The sequence below is a fragment of the Streptomyces manipurensis genome, assembly GCF_049570255.1.
Taxonomy (GTDB): Bacteria; Actinomycetota; Actinomycetes; order Streptomycetales; family Streptomycetaceae; genus Streptomyces; species Streptomyces manipurensis.
Genome location: NZ_CP186950.1, coordinates 6148123 through 6165991, shown reverse-complemented (window position 1 = coordinate 6165991; position 17869 = coordinate 6148123). Strand labels below are relative to the sequence as shown.

The 17869-nt window shown below is 72.7% G+C and carries 14 protein-coding genes and 1 pseudogene; 7 read left to right on the top strand and 8 right to left on the bottom strand.

From position 1 onward, the window contains the following. Positions 1-91: 91 nt before the first annotated feature. Positions 92-445: pseudogene (locus ACPU2J_RS28170) on the bottom strand (SCO6745 family protein); the annotation flags it as partial. A gap of 301 nt (positions 446-746) precedes the next feature. Here ACPU2J_RS28170 and ACPU2J_RS28165 point away from each other — a divergent pair. Beyond that, entirely contained in the window at positions 747-2297 is a 1551-nt protein-coding gene (locus ACPU2J_RS28165) for a M1 family metallopeptidase (RefSeq protein ID WP_365070630.1), read from the top strand. 79 nt (positions 2298-2376) lie between these two features. On the opposite strand, the gene ACPU2J_RS28160 is transcribed toward ACPU2J_RS28165, so the two are convergent. Continuing rightward, positions 2377-3279: an oxygenase MpaB family protein gene (locus ACPU2J_RS28160; RefSeq protein ID WP_420079047.1), complete on the bottom strand. Its 903-nt coding sequence runs from the start codon at positions 3277-3279 to the stop codon at positions 2377-2379. Positions 3280-3370: 91 nt separating this feature from the next. Here ACPU2J_RS28160 and ACPU2J_RS28155 point away from each other — a divergent pair, with 91 nt between their 5' ends. Both ACPU2J_RS28155 and sph read left to right on the top strand, forming a co-directional pair. Continuing rightward, positions 3371-3574, top strand: coding sequence for a hypothetical protein (locus tag ACPU2J_RS28155; RefSeq protein WP_423834266.1), 204 nt, complete (start codon positions 3371-3373; stop codon positions 3572-3574). 126 nt (positions 3575-3700) lie between these two features. Continuing rightward, positions 3701-4690, top strand: coding sequence for a sphingomyelin phosphodiesterase (gene sph, locus ACPU2J_RS28150; RefSeq protein WP_365132189.1), 990 nt, complete (start codon positions 3701-3703; stop codon positions 4688-4690). A 166-nt stretch (positions 4691-4856) separates the two neighbouring features. On the opposite strand, the gene ACPU2J_RS28145 is transcribed toward sph, so the two are convergent. Further along, positions 4857-6704 (bottom strand): AMP-dependent synthetase/ligase, encoded by a 1848-nt coding sequence (locus ACPU2J_RS28145; RefSeq protein WP_420079049.1) that lies wholly within the window; start codon positions 6702-6704, stop codon positions 4857-4859. Positions 6705-6789: 85 nt separating this feature from the next. Between ACPU2J_RS28145 and ACPU2J_RS28140 the strand changes: the two genes are divergently transcribed. From ACPU2J_RS28140 to ACPU2J_RS28130, 3 genes are all read left to right on the top strand, one after another. Next, complete coding sequence (locus tag ACPU2J_RS28140; RefSeq protein ID WP_361593324.1) at positions 6790-7518, top strand: MerR family transcriptional regulator; 729 nt, start codon at positions 6790-6792, stop codon at positions 7516-7518. Positions 7519-7701: 183 nt separating this feature from the next. Continuing rightward, the gene (locus ACPU2J_RS28135; protein ID WP_420079050.1) at positions 7702-8157 is read left to right on the top strand and encodes an SRPBCC family protein; all 456 of its coding nucleotides are present in this window, start codon (positions 7702-7704) and stop codon (positions 8155-8157) included. A 66-nt stretch (positions 8158-8223) separates the two neighbouring features. Beyond that, positions 8224-8892 (top strand): maltokinase N-terminal cap-like domain-containing protein, encoded by a 669-nt coding sequence (locus ACPU2J_RS28130; RefSeq protein WP_423834265.1) that lies wholly within the window; start codon positions 8224-8226, stop codon positions 8890-8892. A gap of 101 nt (positions 8893-8993) precedes the next feature. Here the strand turns inward: ACPU2J_RS28130 and ACPU2J_RS28125 are convergent, their stop codons facing one another. The 5 genes from ACPU2J_RS28125 to ACPU2J_RS28105 form a co-directional block, all read right to left on the bottom strand. Beyond that, positions 8994-11165, bottom strand: coding sequence for a 3-hydroxyacyl-CoA dehydrogenase NAD-binding domain-containing protein (locus ACPU2J_RS28125; RefSeq protein WP_423834264.1), 2172 nt, complete (start codon positions 11163-11165; stop codon positions 8994-8996). Between the two features lie 50 nt (positions 11166-11215). Further along, positions 11216-12430, bottom strand: a complete 1215-nt coding sequence (locus tag ACPU2J_RS28120; RefSeq protein WP_420079053.1) for an acetyl-CoA C-acetyltransferase — start codon at positions 12428-12430, stop codon at positions 11216-11218. A 69-nt stretch (positions 12431-12499) separates the two neighbouring features. Next, a complete protein-coding gene (locus ACPU2J_RS28115) occupies positions 12500-13642 on the bottom strand; it encodes an acyl-CoA dehydrogenase family protein (RefSeq protein ID WP_365070616.1) in 1143 nt (380 codons plus the stop codon). Between the two features lie 29 nt (positions 13643-13671). Beyond that, complete coding sequence (locus tag ACPU2J_RS28110; RefSeq protein ID WP_420079054.1) at positions 13672-14697, bottom strand: LLM class F420-dependent oxidoreductase; 1026 nt, start codon at positions 14695-14697, stop codon at positions 13672-13674. Beyond that, positions 14697-15848, bottom strand: coding sequence for a CaiB/BaiF CoA transferase family protein (locus tag ACPU2J_RS28105; protein ID WP_365070612.1), 1152 nt, complete (start codon positions 15846-15848; stop codon positions 14697-14699). Before ACPU2J_RS28105 ends, ACPU2J_RS28110 begins: the two co-directional genes overlap by 1 nt. Positions 15849-16168: 320 nt before the next feature. Here ACPU2J_RS28105 and ACPU2J_RS28100 point away from each other — a divergent pair, with 320 nt between their 5' ends. Further along, complete coding sequence (locus ACPU2J_RS28100; RefSeq protein ID WP_423834263.1) at positions 16169-17821, top strand: PKD domain-containing protein; 1653 nt, start codon at positions 16169-16171, stop codon at positions 17819-17821. Positions 17822-17869: the final 48 nt, after the last annotated feature.

The following is a 17869-nucleotide window of genomic DNA, read 5'->3' as shown; positions in this document are numbered from 1 at the left end:
ATCGGGTCCCGCCTGCCTTCGTTTGCACTGGAAGGCTGCCAATTGTGGCAGGTGGCGGTGACGGAGCGCGGGAGCCCTGCCCGGCCCGCGCTCAGCCCCTGCCCATCAGGTCCCGGGGGAAGGCCCCGGCGGTCACGGCCTTGACGACGAGTGCTCCGCCGAGCTCGGTGAGACGGGCCGGGCCGTCCGCTCCGAGGTGCTCGTAGGGGGCGGCGTCGAGCTCGTCCTGGGTCCAGCCGCGCAGGGCCTTGAGCCACTTCGGCGTCATGCCCTTGCCGGTGGCGGTGTGCCTGACGAGGGCCTCGACGGGGTCCAGGCCGGCCAGGAGGAGGGCGGCGAGGTGGCCGTCGCCGCGGTGCTCGCGCAGCAGGGTGGTGGCATGCCACAGCCGCAGGTGCGGCTCCTCGGGGACGGGGAGGTCGGCGTGGGCCGCGTAGAGGGGGCGGCGCCGGGGGTGGACGGCGGCGGCGCGGGATCAGGACATCCGGGCCGCGGGGACGGGCCGACCGGGGGTGCGGGCGGGAGCCCGGCCCGTGCCGGGGCGCGGGGGGCCGGTGCGCAGGCCGGGGCAGGTGCGACGGCCTGCGCGGGCGCGTCCGCGAGGGGGTGGGAGCGGCGGACGCGTGACGGCCGAATGGCGATCGTGTGACAGGAGGGGCCATGGACATGGCCTGAGCGGCCAGGGGTGAATACGGTCGAGCGACGACCTTGAACCGAGCTGTCTCCCCTACCACTTGGAGCCATTCGTGCACCGCAAAGTCATCGTCCCGAGCGTGCTCGCCGCCTCCCTGCTGCTGGTGATCCCGGCGTCGGCGGCGAGCTCCGGTCCGGGCGCCCCGGGTATCGGCGATCCCTACTACCCGGCCAGCGGCAACGGCGGATACGACGTGTCCCACTACGACCTGCGCCTGAAGTACCAGCCCACGACCGACCTGCTCGAAGGCACCGCGACCCTGCTCGCCACCGCCAAGCAGGACCTGTCCCGCTTCAACCTCGACTTCGGCCTGAAGGTCAGCGAGATCCGGGTCAACGGCGCGAAGGCGAAGTTCGCCACGTCCGGCTCCCACGAGGTGGAGGTCACCCCGGCGAAGCCGCTGGCCCGCAACACGCCGCTGACCGTGGTCGTCACGTACGCCGGGAAGCCCTCCGAGCTGAAGGTGGACGGCTGGACGGCCTGGCACCGCACCCCCGACGGCGGTGTGGCGGCGCAGGAGCCCGACTCGGCCGTCTGGTGGTTCCCCAGCAACGACCACCCGCTGGACAAGGCCACCTTCGACGTGTCCGTCAACGTGCCCGACGGCACCCAGGCGATCAGCAACGGCGTGCTCCAGTCGCAGACCTCGCGGCTCGGCTGGACCCGCTACAACTGGCGCTCCAACAAGCCGCAGGCCACCTACCTGGCCACTCTCGCCGTCGGCAGGTTCGACATCACCACGGACACGACGGCGAGCGGCCTGCCGATCGTCAACGCCTACAGCAAGGACCTCGGCGACAACGCGGGCGCGGCCCGTGCCAGTGTCGAGCGGACCGGCGAGGTCACGGAGTGGCTGGAGGGGGTCTTCGGCCCGTACCCCTTCAACGCGCTCGGCGGCTACGTGCCCAACGTGAACGCGGGCTTCGCCCTGGAGACCCAGACGCGGCCGTTCTACGGCCCCGCGCAGTTCCGCAACGGCGCCAACGTCTCGGTCGTCGTGCACGAGCTGGCGCACCAGTGGTACGGCGACAGCGTCTCGGTGGAGGGCTGGAAGGACATCTGGATCAACGAGGGCTTCGCCCGCTACAGCCAGTGGCTGTGGTCGGAGAAGGAGGGCGAGGGCACCGCTCAGGAGCTCGCCGACTGGGCCTACTCCCTGCGCCCGGCCGGGGACGCGTTCTGGCAGGTCAAGCCGGGTGACCCGGGCCCGGAGAACCAGTTCCACGGGGCGGTCTACGACCGTGGCGCCATCGCCCTGCAGGCGCTGCGCAACGAGATCGGCGACGAGAAGTTCTTCCGGATCCTCAAGGGCTGGCCGACCGAGCGGGCCTACGGCAACGCCAAGGTCGGGGACTTCGTCCGCTACGCCGAGAAGGTCTCCGGCAAGCCCCTGGCCCAGCTGTTCGAGACCTGGCTCTACACCCCGGGCAAGCCCGACGCGTCGGCGCTGAACCCGGCGGCGAAGCCCGCGGCCGGGGCCCGCTCGGCGCAGCAGTCCGCCCCGGCGAAGCCGGCCGCGGAGCCGAAGTCCTGGAAGAAGATCGCGGAGACGAACACCATCCACGACACCGAGCACGGCTCCGGGCCCGGCCACCGGCACTGAGCCCCGCCCGCTGCCCCGTACGCCGCCCCGTACGCGGCTCCCGCTCCCCGCGGGGGCCGTGTACGGGGCGTGCCCCGCGTCAGCGGCGGCCCGCGTGCCAGGCGGCGCGCGCCCGGTAGGCGATCGGCAGGTAGCGCAGCCGCTCCGGCAGGAGCGGTACCAGGAGCCGCGCGGCCGTGCTGAACCGCCGCAGCCGGCGCTCCTGCGCCTCGCTCCACTCCAGCCCGAGCGCGGCGCGCGCCTCGGGCGGCATGTAGCCGACGGTCACGAAGGCCCGCAGGCGCAGGAACGCGGCCCGCAGCGCCGGCCAGGTCAGCCGCAGCAGGAGCCGTACGGGCAGCGGGCCGCCCTCGGGCCGCGGCAGCGGCACGTCGGTGGCGATCAGCTCCCGGGCGACGGCGGTGGACTCGATCTCCTCGGCCAGCATCCGGGCCCAGTAGGGCCAGTACTCCTCGATGGTCTGCGGCATGTCCCGGTCGCGCAGGCCCAGGATCCGGCCCACCTGGAGCCACTCCCGGTACAGCTGCTGTTCCTGGGCGGGGGTGAAGCGGCGCAGGAGGTAGCGCCCGGCATACAGGTAGACGGGGAAGCCGGTGGCGTGCACCCAGGCGTAGCAGGCGGGGTCGAGGGAGTGGTAGCGGCGGCCGCGGGTGTCGGTGCCCTGGATGTCCTTGTGCAGGCGGCGGACCCGGCGGCCCTCCTCGGCGGCCGCCTCCCCTCCGTAGACCCACAGCTGGACCGAGCGGAGGGAGCGTTCGCCGCGGCCCCAGGGGTCGGTGCGGAAGACGGAGTACTCGTCGACGCCGGCCGCGATCGCCGGGTGCGCCACCTGGAGGGTGAAGGCGGCGGGCAGCATCAGCAGGGCCCGCACGTCCCCGGCGATGGTCCACAGCACCCCGCCGGGCGGCGGCGGCTCCGGATCGGTCCGCGCGGCGGAGGTCCCCGGGGTCCCCAGCCCGGCCCGTCGGTCGTTCCCGGTCATGCGCGCCCCCAAGCGTCGATCTTTCCCGCTTCCCAGTATGACCTGCGCCGAAGCCCTTCCGGCGGGCCGGTCCGCGCGCCATCCTGCGGCGATGGACCTGTCTCCCTCGGCGTGGTGGGAAGCCCTCCTGCCGTCCGTGCTCGCGGTCGCCGCGGTGACCCTCGGCCTCGTCTGCGCGATCGCCGCGGGCCTCGTCGGCGTGCTGCGCCTGGTGCCGCGGCGCCGCCGCCGGGCCGTCCGGGAGGAGGCCGCGGGCGGTCTCGCCGGCTTCACCTGGACCCCTCCCGAGGAGTGACGGCGGGCCCGCCGCGTGATCGTCGCGGTCCGGACAGAAAGTCGCTGCACGGGTGTTACCCAGAGGTAACCGCGGCTGCTTGGATGGCGGAGCCGATCTTCCCGCGCAGGAACGATGGAGACCCCCATGCTGCTCAGCTCCCCCCGCCGTCACCGCGCCGCCGCGGCGGCCGTCGCGGCGATCGCCGCCGGCGCCCTGGCCGCGACCACCGCGCCGGCCGCCACGGCCGCGGAGAACACCGCCACCCCCCGGCTCAGCGTGCTGTCGTACAACGTGTTCCTGATGAGCAAGAACCTCTACCCGAACTGGGGCCAGGACCACCGGGCCGCGGAGATCCCCAAAACCTCCTTCTACAAGGGCCACGACGTGGTCGTGCTCCAGGAGGCCTTCGACAACTCCTCCTCGGACGCGCTGAAGGCCAACTCCGCGGCGCAGTACCCGTACCAGACCCCCGTCGTCGGCCGCAGCAAGAGCGGCTGGGACGCCACGGGCGGCTCCTACTCGGCCACCACCCCGGAGGACGGCGGCGTCACCGTGCTCAGCAAGTGGCCGATCCTCCGCAAGGAGCAGTACGTCTTCAAGGACGCCTGCGGCGCCGACTGGTGGTCCAACAAGGGCTTCGCCTACGTGGTGCTGAACGTGAACGGCGCGAAGGTGCACGTGGTCGGCACGCACGCGCAGTCCACCGACCCGGGCTGCGGCGCGGGGGAGGCGGCGGAGATGCGCGCCCGCCAGTTCCGCGCGATCGACGCCTTCCTGGACGGCAAGAACATCCCGGCGAACGAGCAGGTCCTCGTGGCGGGCGACCTCAACGTCGACTCGCGCACCCCCGAGTACGCGAGCCTCCTCGCCAACGCCGACCTGGCCGGCACCGACTCCCGCACGGGCCACCCGTACTCCTTCGACACCGCGCTGAACTCCATAGCGAAGTACCGCTACCCGACGGACCCGCGCGAGGACCTGGACTACGTCCTGCACCGCAAGGGCCACGCCCGCCCGGCGGGATGGGAGAACAACGTGGTGAAGGAGCAGTCGGCCCCCTGGACGGTCTCCAGCTGGGGCACCTCGTACACCTACGACAACCTCAGCGACCACTACCCGGTCATCGGCCGCTGACCTACCCGGCCGCTGCCGCTCGGCGGGGTCGGGGGCGGTGCCGTCGTGCTTGCTCCGGGCTGCCCGAGGGGAGGCCGTCACGGCATCACCCGAACCGCACCTCCCGTACCCGCCGGCCCCGCCCGCCGGGTGCGGGGTGGGCGGCGGGCGGCGGGCGGGGCGGGTGTCAGGGGGTGTCGTACGGCTGCTCGTACAGGGCGTCCAGTTGGTCGCCGTACTTGTCCCGGACGATGCGGCGGCGGAGCTTGAGGGAGGGGGTGAGTTCGCCCGTCTCCGGGCCCCATTCCTCCGTCAGCAGGCGGTAGCGCTTGATCTGTTCGGTGCGGTTGAGGCGGGCGTTGGCCGCGTCGACCGCACGGGCGATCTCCTCCCGTACGGCGGGATGTGCGGCGAGGGCGGCCGCGGAGTCCGCCTCGATGCCGCGGGAGCGTGCCCAGACCGGGGCCAGTTCGGCGTCCAGGACCAGCAGGGCGACGAGGTAGGACCGGCCGTCGCCGTGGACCAGGGCCTGGCCGATCAGGGGGTGTTCCTTGACCGTGTTCTCCACCAGGGCGGGCGAGACGTTCTTGCCCGTCGAGGTGATGATCAGTTCCTTCTTGCGGTCGGTGATCCAGAGGAACCCGTCCTCGTCGATCCGGCCGACGTCCCCGGTGGGGAACCAGCCGTCCGCGTCCGCGGCGCTCTCCACCGTGCCGTCCGGCCTCAGGTAGCCGTCGAAGACGGTCTCGCCGCGGGTGAACACCTCCCCGTCCTCAGCGATCCGCAGCTCCAGCCCCTCGATGGGGCGGCCCACCGAGCCGAGCCGGTAGCCGCTCGCGGCGCTGTTGAGCGTGCACACGCCCGAGGTCTCGGTCAGCCCCCAGGCGTCCATGATGGTGATGCCCCAGCCCGCCCAGAAGCGGACGACGTCGATCGGCATCGGCGCGGTGGCGCTGGCCGTCCACACCAGCCGGTCCAGTCCGGCGAGCGTGAGCAGCGGGTCGAGCGCCCGCTCCTTCGCGCCGGCGTACGCGGCTTCGAGCTCGGCCGGCACCTCCTCGCCGCGTTCCGCGTGAGCGGCCCGGGTGCGGGCGAGGTCGTTCGCGGCCTCGATCGCGGTCCGCTGCTCCTCGGGGAGCTGGGCGAGCACGGCGCGCACGGACGCGGCGAGTTTCTCCCACACCCGGGGCACGCCGAAGAACTGCACCGGGCGGAGCTCGCGGACCGCCCCGGCCACGGCGGCGGGGTCGGCGCACAGCATCACGTGCGAGGCCCGCAGCAGGGGCAGGTAGATGCCGAGGACCCGCTCGGCGATGTGCGCGAAGGGCAGGTAGCAGATGTGCTGGGCGTGCTCGGGCAGGTCCACGCCCCGGTCGATGCGCACCGCCTGGAGCACGAGGTTGCGGTGGCTCAGCCGGACCCCCTTGGGGTCGCCGGTGGTGCCGGAGGTGTAGACGACGGTCAGCGGGTCCTCGGGGCGGGACTCCTGCCAGGCCTTCTCGAAGGCGTCGGCGCGGTGGGTGCGGGCGCCGCTCGCGTACAGGGAGGCGTACGCGGTGTGCGCGCCGGCCTCGGCGGCCTCGGCCACGACCAGCCGCTCCAGCGGTACGGAGGCGTCGGCCAGCAGCGGCTCCCAGCGGACGAGCTCGCGGGCGCCCTCGACGACGGCGATCCGGGCCCGGCTGTGGCGGGCGATGTGGGCGATCTGCTCGGGCGCGGAGGTCCCGTACACGGTGACCGGGACGGCGCCGAGGTGCACGAGGGCGAGATCGCTCAGCCAGTGCTCGGGGCGGTTTCCCATCATGAGCAGGACGTGCTCGCCGCGGCCGACGCCGAGGGCGGCGTATCCCGAGGCGAGGACGGCGACCTTGCGGCGGACCTCGCTCCAGGTGAGCGTCGTCCATTCGGCGGCGGTGTCGGGGCCGGAGCGCCACGAGAGGGCGGGGAGGTCCCCGTGCTCGGCGGCGTTGCGGGCCAGCAGGGCGGAGAAGGTGAGGTCTTCGGGTCGTCCGGGCAGTCGCAGTTTCGTGGGCATGGGCAGCTCCTGGCCGTTTCACATCGTTGGTGCGACAGCAATACTGTTGAACCCAAGCTGTGGAGCAGAGAGCGAGGCGCAGACGATGGCCGACCAGGCACCCGAGCCGATGCTCACCGTCGACGAGCTGGCGGCCCGGGCGGGCGTCACCGTGCGCACCGTACGGTTCTACAGCACCCGCGGGCTTTTGCCCCCTCCCGTGATCGGACCTCGTCGCGTGGGGCACTACGGGCCGGAGCACCTGTCGCGGCTCGCCCTCATCGAGGAGCTCCAGCACCAGGGCATGACCCTGTCCGCGATCGAGCGCTACCTGGACGCCCTGCCCGACGACCTGAGCGCGCACGACCTGGCCATCCACCGGGCCATGGTGGCCAGTTGGGCCCCCGACGCGGCGCAGGTGTTCTCCCGCGAGGAGCTGGAGAAGCGGGCCGGGCGCGGCCTGTCGGACGGCGACGTGTGCCGGCTGGCGGCCATGAACGTGCTCGCCGCGCAGGGGGACGGTTTCCGGGTCGACGTCGGGCTGCTGCGACTGGGGGTGGCCCTGCTGGACGTGCCGATCGCGCACGGCACGATCCTGGCGGCGCGCAGGGTGCTGATCGACCACGCGAGGTCGGCGGCGCACGAGCTGACGGCGCTGTTCCGGGACGAGGTGTGGGGGCCGTTCACGGAGGGCGAGAGCGATCCGGAACGGGTGGAGTCGATGAAGGCGCTGTCGGCCCACATGCAGCCGATGGTGGTCCAGGCGCTGGTGACGGCCTTCCAGCGGTCGTTGCGGGAGGAGCTGCGGGCCGCGTTCGTCTCCGGCGGCGAGTGACCGGATCGGGGCGAGGGGCCGGCCCGGCGAAGGCCCGGCAGGGGCCCGGCGCCGGACCGGCCGGCCGGCGGCCGCGACAGCCGTTCGGGTCTGCCGGACTGCGGAAGCGGGCGTACGGCGCGAGGCTGGGGTGGGCCGGGCGGCACGACGGCCCGGCCACCGTCCGGAAGGAGCGTGACCACCGTGGCGCGCAACCGCCGCCTGATCCTGAGCCCGCCCGCCGAGGTCTGGCGTCTCCTGGCCGACGGGCATCGCTACGGGGAGTGGGTGACGGGCACCCGGCAGGTCCTCGCTGCGGACCCGCACTGGCCCGAGGTGGGGGCCCGGCTGCGGGTGCGCGTCGGCGCCGGCCCGCTGACCCTCGACGACACCTGCGTGGTGCGCGTCTGCGAACCGCAGCGGCGCCTGGAGCTGGAGGCGCGCGCCGAACCCTTCGGCGCGGCCCGCATCGCCATGAACCTGGCCCCCTGGGGCCCGAATACGCTCTTCACCCTCGACTGGCATCCGCTGCGCGGTCCCGGCACCCGGATGCACGGGCTGCCGGTGGACTACCTGGTCGCCGTGCGCAACGGCATGATGCTGACGAAACTGGCCAGGATCGCCGTCCGGGAACACCCCGTGACCGCACCGCCCCCATGACCGGGTCGGTTCGGGCCGGGCCAGGTCACCGGTCAACACCCGCGCCGGCCGGATAGGTTGACGATCATGGCAGTCATTCACCGCACCACCATGTCACCCGGCAAGCTCGAACTCCTGGCCGCCTGGATGCCTTCGAAGCCCTGGTACCGGGGCGGGGACGCACCGCAGCCGGCCAAGGCCGGCGGGTTCCGGCTCGACGACCCCGAGGGCGAGGTGGGCATCGAGTTCATGGTGGTCACCGACACCTCGGGGGACTCCCCCGTCACCTACCAGGTCCCGATGACCTACCGCGGCGCGCCCCTGGCATCCGCTGCGGACGGCCTGATCGGCACCTCCGAGCACGGCGTCCTCGGCACCCGCTGGATCTACGACGGGGCCCACGACCCCGTTCTGGTGGGGCAGTTGCTGGCCCTGCTGGCGGGAGCCGCCGAGGCGCAGGACCAGAACGAGAGCGGCGTTCCCGACCGGGGCGTCGAGGTGCGCGGCGAGGGGCCCGCGGCGCCGGCGTCCCCGGCCGGGGCCGGGGACGGGGACGTGACGGACACCGCCGACACGACGCTGATCGCCGTCGGCGCGGCCGGGCGGGAGGGTCCCGGACGGCTCCTGACCCTGACCCGGGTGCTGCGTCCCGGTTCCGCGGCCGGGGAGGGCCTGCTCGCGCAGGTGCTCGCGCCGTGGACGGACGCGCAGGGCACCGCGCCCCGCGGCACCTTCGCGACTCTCCGCGACGCCTGAGGCCGGGCGCCGGCCGCCCGGGACACCCCCCTGTGGTGCCCGGTGCGGCCGGCCCGTACGCCGCCGCCCCGCGCGGGGCGGCGGCGTACGCTCCCGCGCGCTCAGTCGGCGTACGTCTCCCCGCGCTCGGCCTTCGCCACGAGGGACGCCGGCGGCTCGAAGCGCTCGCCGTACGTCGCGGCGAGCTCCCGGGCGCGTGCCACGAAGCCCGGCAGGCCGCCCTCGTAGCCGTTGATGTACTGGATCACCCCGCCGGTCCAGGCGGGGAAGCCGATGCCCATGACGGAGCCGATGTTGGCGTCGGCGACCGAGGTGAGGACGCCCTCGTCGAGGCAGCGGACGGAGTCCAGCGCCTCGGCGAAGAGCATCCTCTCCTTCATGTCCTCGAAGGGGATCTCGTGTCCGGGGCGGGTGAAGTGCTCGCGCAGGTCCGGCCAGATCCGGCCGCGCTTCCCGGCCTCGTCGTACTCGTAGAAGCCGGCGCCGCCGCTGCGGCCGGGGCGGCCGAACTCGTCGACCATCCGGTCGATGACGGTGTCCGCGGGGTGCGCGGTCCAGGTCCGGCCCTCCGCCTCGAAGGCCTTGCGGCCCTCGTTGCGGATCTTGCGGGGCAGCGTCAGGGTGAGCTCGTCCATCAGGGAGAGGACCTTGGCGGGGTAGCCGGCCTGGGCCGCGGCCTGCTCGATCGAGGCGGGCTCGACGCCCTCGCCGACCATGGCGACGCCCTCGTTGATGAACTGGCCGATGACGCGGGAGGTGAAGAAGCCGCGCGAGTCGTTGACCACGATGGGGGTCTTGTTGATCTGGCGGACCAGGTCGAAGGCGCGGGCGACGGCCTCGTCGCCGGTCCGCTCCCCCTTGATGATCTCCACCAGCGGCATCTTGTCGACGGGCGAGAAGAAGTGCAGGCCGATGAAGTCGGCGGGCCGCTTCACGCCCTCCGCGAGTCCGGTGATGGGCAGGGTGGAGGTGTTGGAGCACAGCAGGGCGTCGGGCGCGATGACGTCCTGGATCTCCTGGAACACCCGGTGCTTGAGGTCGGTGTCCTCGAAGACGGCCTCGATGACGGCGTCGCAGCCGGTGAGGTCGGCCACGTCGGCGGTCGGGGTGATCCGGGCGAGGAGCTCCGCGCGCGCCGCCTCTGTGGTGCGGCCGCGGGAGAGGGCCTTGTCGAGCAGCTTATCGGAGTAGGCCTTGCCCTTGGCGGCGGCCTCGGGGGTGACGTCCTTGAGGACCACCTCGATGCCCGCGCGGGCGCAGGAGTAGGCGATGCCGGCGCCCATCATGCCGGCGCCGAGGACGGCGACCCTGGTGACCTTGCGCGGTTCGACGCCCTGCGGGCGGCTGCGTCCGGCGTTGACGGCCTGGAGGTCGAAGAAGAACGCCTGGATCATGTTCTTGGCGGTCTGTCCGGTGACCAGCTCGGTGAAGTAGCGGGCCTCGATGGTCAGCGCGGTCTCGAAGTCCACCTGTGCGCCCTCGACGGCGCAGGCCAGGATGTTGCGCGGGGCCGGGTACGGGGCGCCGTTCAGCTGCTTCTTGAGGTTGGCCGGGAAGGCCGGGAGGTTGGCGGCGAACCGCGGGTTCGACGGCGTCCCGCCGGGGATCTTGTACCCGGGCACGTCCCAGGGCTGCTGCGACGCGGGGTGGGCGTCGATGAAGGCGCGGGCCTTGGCCAGCATCTCCTCGCGCGTGGCGGCCAGTTCGTGGACCAGGCCGTTGTCCAGTGCCCGCTGCGGGGTGTACTGGGTGCCCTGGAGCAGGACCTTGAGCAGCGCGTCGGCGATGCCCATGAGGCGGACGGTACGGGTGACGCCGCCGCCGGCCGGGAGCAGGCCGAGGGTGACCTCGGGCAGGCCGATCCGGGATCCGGGCGCGTCGAGGGCGACGCGGTGGTGGGAGGCGAGGGCGATCTCGTAACCGCCGCCCAGGGCGGCGCCGTTGATGGCGGCGACGACGGGCTTGCCGAGGGTCTCGATGCGGCGCAGCGAACGCTTGATGGCCGTGCCGGTGTCGAAGGCGAGCTGCGCGTGCTCGGGGCGCAGCCGGATCATGTCCTTGAGGTCGCCGCCCGCGAAGAAGGTCTTCTTGGCGGAGGTGTAGATGATGCCGCGGATGGAGTCCTTCTCGGCCTCGGCGCGGTCGGCGACGGCCGCGATGGAGTCCTGGAAGGCCTGGTTCATCGTGTTGGCGGACTGGCCCGGGTCGTCGAGGACGAGGGTGACGACGCCGGTCTCGTCCTGTTCCCAGCGGATCGTGGTGGACTCGCTCATGTTCGCTACTTCCGTGTCGGAGGTCGGAGGGTCTGGGGTGACAGGACGGTTCAGAGGCGTTCGACGACGGTGGCGACGCCCATGCCGCCGCCGACGCAGAGGGTGACCAGGCCGTAGCGCTTGTCCTGGCGTTCCAGCTCGTCGACGATCGTGCCGAGGATCATCGCGCCGGTGGCGCCGAGCGGGTGGCCCAGTGCGATGGCGCCGCCGTTGACGTTGACCTTGTCGAGGGAGAGGCCCATGTCCTTGACGAAGCGCAGGACGACGCCGGCGAAGGCCTCGTTGATCTCGACGAGGTCGATGTCCTCGATGGTGAGGCCGGCCTTGGCGAGGGCCTTGCGGGTGGCGGGGGCGGGCCCGGTGAGCATGATGGTGGGTTCGGAGCCGGAGACGGCGGCGGAGACGATCCGGGCGCGCGGCCGCAGTCCGGCCCGCTCCCCCGCCTCCCTGGAGCCGATGGCCACCAGCGAGGCGCCGTCCACGATGCCGGAGGAGTTGCCCGCGTGGTGGACGTGGTCGATCTTCTCGATCCAGTGGTACTTCTGCAGGGCGACGGCGTCGAAGCCGCCGAGCTCGCCGATGTCCGCGAAGGACGGCTTCAGCTTGGCGAGGCTGTCGGCGGTGGTGCCCGGGCGGACGAACTCGTCGTGGTCGAGGACGACCAGGCCGTTGCGGTCGGTGACCGGGACGACGGACTTCGCGAAGCGGCCCTCCTTGATCGCGACGGCGGCGCGGTCCTGCGAGAGGGCCGCGTACTCGTCCACCTCGCGGCGGGAGAACCCCTCGATGGTGGCGATCAGGTCGGCGCCGATGCCCTGCGGGACGAAGTTGACGTCCCAGTTGGTCATCGGGTCGTTGAACCAGGCGCCGCCGTCGGAGGCCATGGGGACGCGGGACATGGATTCCACGCCGCCCGCGAGGACCAGGTCCTCCCAGCCGGACCGCACCTTGGCGGCGGCCATGTTGACGGCTTCCAGACCGGAGGCGCAGAAGCGGTTCTCCTGTACGCCGGCCACGGTGTCGGGCAGTCCGGCCGCGATGGCGGCGATCCGGGCGATGTCGGAGCCCTGGTCGCCGACCGGGCCGACGACGCCGAGCACGATGTCGTCGATGGCGGCGGGGTCGAGGCCGGGGTTGCGCTCGCGCAGGGCGGTGATGAGTCCGACGACGAGGTCGATCGGCTTGGTGCCGTGCAGGGCGCCGTTGGCCTTGCCGCGGCCGCGCGGGGTGCGGATCGCGTCGTACACGTACGCTTCGGTGCTCACTGGAGGCCTTTCGGTGTGCTGGAGGGCCGGGGAAGCCCGTGGTGGGTGCTCGGGGGGCGGCGGGGCGGTTCAGCCGAGGAGGGACCGGCCGATGATCTCCTTCATGATCTCGGTCGTACCGCCGTAGATGGTCTGGATCCGGCCGTCGGTGAAGGCCCGCGCGACCCGGTATTCGGTCATGTAGCCGTAGCCGCCGTGCAGTTGCAGGCAGCGGTCGGCGACGCGCTTCTGCAGCTCGGTGGCCCACCACTTGGCCATCGAGGCGTGCACGTGGTCCAGCGTGCCGTCGGAGTGGTCGGTGATGCACCGGTCGAGGAAGGTCCGGGTGACGGCGACCTCGGTGGCCATCTCGGCGATCTCGAAGCGGATGTGCTGGAGCCGGGACAGCGGGCGGCCGAAGGCCTCGCGTTCCTTGACGTAGGCGGTGGTGATCTCCAGCAGGTGTTCGGCGGCGGCTATGCCGGCCATCGCGATGCCCAGGCGTTCCTGCGCGAGGTTGTTCATGAGGTGGACGAAGGCGCCGTTCAGCTCGCCGAGCAGGTTCTCCTTGGGGACGCGGACGTCGTGGAAGAAGAGTTCGGCGGTGTCCTGGGCCTTCTGGCCGATCTTGTCGAGGTTGCGGCCGCGCTCGAAGCCCTCCGCCCCCCGCTCGACCACCAGCAGCGACAGGCCGTGCGCCCCGCCCTCCGGGGTGGTCCGGGCGACCACGATCACCAGGTCGGCGAGGATGCCGTTGGAGATGAAGGTCTTGGAGCCGTTCAGCACCCAGTGGTCGCCGCGGTCCTCGGCGGTGGTGCGGATCCCCTGGAGGTCGGAGCCCGCGCCCGGCTCGGTCATCGCGATGGCGGTGATGGTCTCCCCGGAGCAGAATCCGGGCAGCCAGCGCCGCTTCTGCTCCTCGGTGGCCAGCGAGGTGAGGTAGGGGCCGATGATGTCGTTGTGCAGGCCGACGGCGAGTCCGGCGGCCCCGGCCCGGGTGAACTCCTCGGCGATGACGGCGGCGTAGCGGAAGTCGGTGTTCCCCCCGCCCCCGTACTCCTCGGGGACGGCCAGGCCGAGCAGGCCCTGGCGGCCCGCGGCCCGCCAGGCCTCGCGGCTGACGATGCCGTCGCGCTCCCACTGTTCGTAGTGCGGCAGCACCTCCTTGGTCAGGAAGGTGCGCACGGTCTCGCGGAACGCCTCGTGGTCGGCGTCGAAGATCAGTCGCTTCATCGGGCGGCTCGCTGCATCGGAGGGGCTCCTCAAAGCCAGTTCTTGACGGTTTCGATCAGACGGGCCGGCTCGGGGCCGACGGGGGTGACGTTGAGCATCGTGACGCCCGCCTCGCGGAAGGCCTCGACGCGCTCGCGCACGTAGCCCTCGGGCCCGCACAGCGTCATCAGCTCGCAGAACTCGTCCGGCACGGCGGCCGCGGCGTCCCGGGTGCGGCCGGAGAGGTAGAGCTCCTGGATCTTCCGGGCCTCCTCCTCGTAGCCGTAGGCGACGGCGAGGTCGTTGTAGAAGTTCTTGCCGACCGCCCCCATGCCGCCGACGTACAGGGCGATCTGCGGGCGGGCGAGGTCCCGGGCGGCCGCCGCGTCCTCGCCGATGGCGAGCAGGCCGCCCGCGACGGTCCGGAGGGGGCCGAGCGCCGGGTCGCGAACGGCGGCGCCCTCGGCGAGCGGGCGGCCCCAGACCGCTGCGGCCTTCTCGGGGATGAAGAGGGTGGGCAGCCAGCCGTCGGCGATCTCGGCGGTCAGCCGGACGTTCGCCGGGCCGAGGGAGGCGATGAAGACGGGGATGTCGGGGCGGACGGGACGGGTGAGGATCTTCAGCGGTTTGCCGTGCCGTCCGCCCTTCTCCGGCGGGAGCGGCATGTCGGTGATGCCGTGGTGGTCGATCGTCTCGCGGCGCCAGATGCGCCGGCACAGCTCCACCGTCTCCCGGGTCCGGCCGAGCGGCCTGTCGTACGGCAGTCCGTGCCAGCCCTCGACGACCTGCGGGCCGGAGGCGCCGAGGCCGAGGAGCGCCCGGCCCCCCGAGAGGGCGTCCAGCCCGGCGGCGGTCTGCGCGATCAGGCCGGGGGTGCGGGAGTAGACGTTGACGATCGCCGAGCCGATCTTCATGCGCTCGGTGCGGGCGGCGAGGTACCCCATGATCGTCGGGGAGTCGAAGCCCCAGGCCTCGGCGACCCAGACGGCGTCGAGCCCGGCCGACTCCAGCGCGGCGGCCTCGTCGGCGGCCCGCCGGGGGTCCCCGGCGTAGTCGAGCATCATGGACAGTTCCATCAGTCCTCCTTCCCCGGCAGGGCCGGGACGTCCCAGTCGGCCGCGACCGCCCGGGTGTGGGCGCCCGGCTGCGCGGGACCCGTGGTGACGGCCGTCGGGGTCGCCGAGAACCGCGGAGCGGGGGCGGGCTGGAGGACCCCGCCGAGGTCGGTGAAGGTGCCGCGGGCGGCCAGGTGCGGGTGGGCGGGGGCCTCGCGCAGCGAGAGCACCGGGGCCACGCAGGCGTCCGTGCCCTCGAACACGGCCGTCCACTCCGCGCGCGTACGGGACTTGAAGCGTGCGGCGACGCGCTCGCGCAGCTCGCCCCAGCGGGCGAGGTCCTTGCGGGCGGGGGCCTCGTCCTCGATGCCGAGGAGCCGCACGAAGGTGTCGTAGAACTGCTGCTCCAGGGCGCCGACCGCCATGTGCCCGCCGTCGGCGGTCTCGTAGGTGCCGTAGAAGGGGCAGCCCCCGTCGAGCAGGTTGGCCCCGCGCCGGTCCTGCCAGCCGCCGGCCGCCATCATCCCGTGGATCATGGAGGTGAGGTGCGCGGTGCCGTCGACGATGGCGGCGTCGACCACCTGTCCGGTGCCGGTGGCGCGGGCGTGGTGGAGGGCGGCGAGGACGCCCACGACCAGGTAGAGCGAGCCGCCTGCGTAGTCGCCGACCAGGTTCGCCGGGACGGCCGGGGGCTCCCCCGGGTTGCCGATCATGCCGAGGGCGCCGGTGACGGCGATGTAGGCGATGTCGTGGCCGGCGGTGTGCGCGAGCGGGCCCTCCTGGCCCCAGCCGGTCATCCGGCCGTAGACGAGCCGCGGATTGCGGGCGTGGCAGTCGGCCGGGCCGACGCCCAGCCGTTCGGCGACCCCGGGGCGGAAGCCCTCGATCAGGACGTCGGCCCGCTCGACCAGGTCCAGGACGCGGGCCGGCCCGTCGCCGGCCTTGAGGTCGACGAGGACGGAGCGCTTGCCGCGGTTGGTGAGGTCGTGGGCGGGGTCGATGGCGAGCCCGCCGCCGCCCGGGCGGTCCACCCGTACGACGTCGGCGCCCAGGTCGGCCAGGAGCATCGCGGCGAACGGACCCGGGCCGATGCCCGCGAGTTCGACCACGCGCACGCCGGCGAGCGGGCCGCCTCCGCCCGCCGTGCCGGTCCCGTTCCCTGTCACTGCCATCGAGCCCCCAGCGTCTGCGGTGTGCGTGGTGTTCATGGTGTGCGACCGTGTGACACAACTGATGTAACACCGGCGATGCTAGGAACGTGTTCCACCGAACACAAGCCCCCCGGCGGGGCTCCCGCGGGATCCGCGCGGATGCGGGCACCGGGGCCCCGGAAATCGGTCTAGGATCCAGGTCGACCCCCCGGATCGCGGCGCTCGAAGCTGTGTACGCTGAGCACGCTTTCGAACTTGTTCAATCGTTCAACCACAGAATCACTGGGGGGCCGGTGCGCCGTCGCCGACTTGTAATCTCCGCTGCCGCCATCGCAGCGGGCGTGGGCCTCGTTCCGGGCGTGGCCCAGGCCGATCCGGCCAAGCCCGACCCGCGCGGTGCCAGCGTGCCCGACCTGGACCTGGGCAAGGCGTCCAAGGACAAGGGCCACGCCTTCACCAGCCCCGCCGAGCGCACCGTCCGGGTGCCGCTGGCCGGCGCCAAGGCCGGGGCCGGGGCGAAGTCCGGCGCACGCGCCGGGGTCGCCGCCGAGGGCGGCTCGGCCGTCGCGGCCAACCCGAACCTGGCGGTCGAGCTGACCGGTTACGCCACCACGGCCCACGGCGTCGAGCTGCGCGCCACCACGACCAGCGAGGACACCGCCCTCAAGGTCACGGTCGAGTGGGGCGACGGCGCGTCGGAGGTCCTCGACGCGTCCGGCTCCACCACCCTGGTCTCCGAGCACGCGTACGCCGAGGTCGGCTCCTACAAGGTGAAGGTCACCGTCGCGGACGCGGCGAACAACACCTCCGCCGTCAACGAGGTCCAGGTCGTCACCCGGGGCTCGGACTTCACCCCGTACGGCCCCACGCGCCTGTTGGACACCCGCAACGGCACCGGCGCACCGGTGGGCACGGTCAAGCCCTACGGCTCGACCCGCGTGAAGGTCGGCGGCAACGGCGGCATCCCGGCCGGCGTCACCGCCGTCGCCATGAACATCACCGTCACCAACACCTCCGCGGACGGCCACATCACGGCCTTCCCCGAGGGAACCGAGCGTCCGACCACGTCGAACGTCAACTACAAGGCCGGCCAGACCGTCCCGAACCTGGTCATCGTGCCCGTCGGCAAGGGCGGCTACGTCGAACTGGCCAACCGCGGCCCGATCCATGTCGACCTGATCGCGGACGTCACGGGCTACTTCTCCAAGACCGCCTCCAGCGGCTACACCCCGATCACCCCGTCCCGCTTCGTCGACACCCGCGAGGGCCTCGGCACGGCGAGGGGCCAGCTCGGCGGCCGCAAGAGCTTCTCCACGCAGATCAGCGGCCTGTCCGGGGTCCCGCAGGGCATCAGCGCCGTGGCGCTGAACGTCACGGTCACCAACCCGCGGGAAGCCGGCCACCTGTCGGTCTACCCCGGCGGCAGCGCCACCCCGACCGCGTCGAACCTGAACTTCACCGCGGGCCAGACCATCGCCAACTCGGTGATCGTGCCCGTCGGCAAGGACGGCCGGATCAGCGTCTTCAACGGCGCCTGGGCGGGCACCGACGTGATCGTGGACGTCGTGGGCTACTACAGCACCGACAGCAAGAGCGCCTTCATCCCGCTCGCGCCGGAGCGCCTGGTCGACACCCGCGACCCCGAGGACCCGGTCTACGGGCCGATGTGGGGCCGCAGCTACATCTTCATGCCGCTGTCGTACACCGACCCCAGCATCACGGGCTTCGTGCTCAACACCACGGTCACCAACACGCAGGGCGACGGGCACCTCACGGTCACGCCCGACCCGAACCACATGGACGACTACGTCAACCAGGCCGACGAGTGGCCGACCCCGCCGAACTCCTCGAACCTGAACTGGACCAAGGGCGCCACCGTGCCGAACCTCGTCCAGGCGAGCACCGGCGAGAACGGCATCATCGACGTCTGGAACCAGGGCTGGGACGAGATCGACCTCGTCGTCGACCTGTTCGGCCTCTACCAGCAGGGCTGATCCGCCACCGGGCGGCGCGACGGCGCCCCCGGCCCGGCCCCGTGGGCC

Bases quoted from the DNA above. Each gene is read 5' to 3' on its own strand.
- ACPU2J_RS28110 (WP_420079054.1), bottom strand. From the start codon at position 14,697: ATGGAACTGTCCATGATGCTCGACTACGCCGGGGACCCCCGGCGGGCC.
- ACPU2J_RS28160 (WP_420079047.1), bottom strand. From the start codon at position 3,279: ATGACCGGGAACGACCGACGGGCCGGGCTGGGGACCCCGGGGACCTCC.
- ACPU2J_RS28145 (WP_420079049.1), bottom strand. From the start codon at position 6,704: ATGCCCACGAAACTGCGACTGCCCGGACGACCCGAAGACCTCACCTTC.
- ACPU2J_RS28125 (WP_423834264.1), bottom strand. From the start codon at position 11,165: ATGAGCGAGTCCACCACGATCCGCTGGGAACAGGACGAGACCGGCGTC.
- ACPU2J_RS28140 (WP_361593324.1), top strand. From the start codon at position 6,790: ATGGCCGACCAGGCACCCGAGCCGATGCTCACCGTCGACGAGCTGGCG.
- ACPU2J_RS28105 (WP_365070612.1), bottom strand. From the start codon at position 15,848: ATGGCAGTGACAGGGAACGGGACCGGCACGGCGGGCGGAGGCGGCCCG.
- ACPU2J_RS28130 (WP_423834265.1), top strand. From the start codon at position 8,224: ATGGCAGTCATTCACCGCACCACCATGTCACCCGGCAAGCTCGAACTC.
- ACPU2J_RS28115 (WP_365070616.1), bottom strand. From the start codon at position 13,642: ATGAAGCGACTGATCTTCGACGCCGACCACGAGGCGTTCCGCGAGACC.
- sph (WP_365132189.1), top strand. From the start codon at position 3,701: ATGCTGCTCAGCTCCCCCCGCCGTCACCGCGCCGCCGCGGCGGCCGTC.
- ACPU2J_RS28155 (WP_423834266.1), top strand. From the start codon at position 3,371: ATGGACCTGTCTCCCTCGGCGTGGTGGGAAGCCCTCCTGCCGTCCGTG.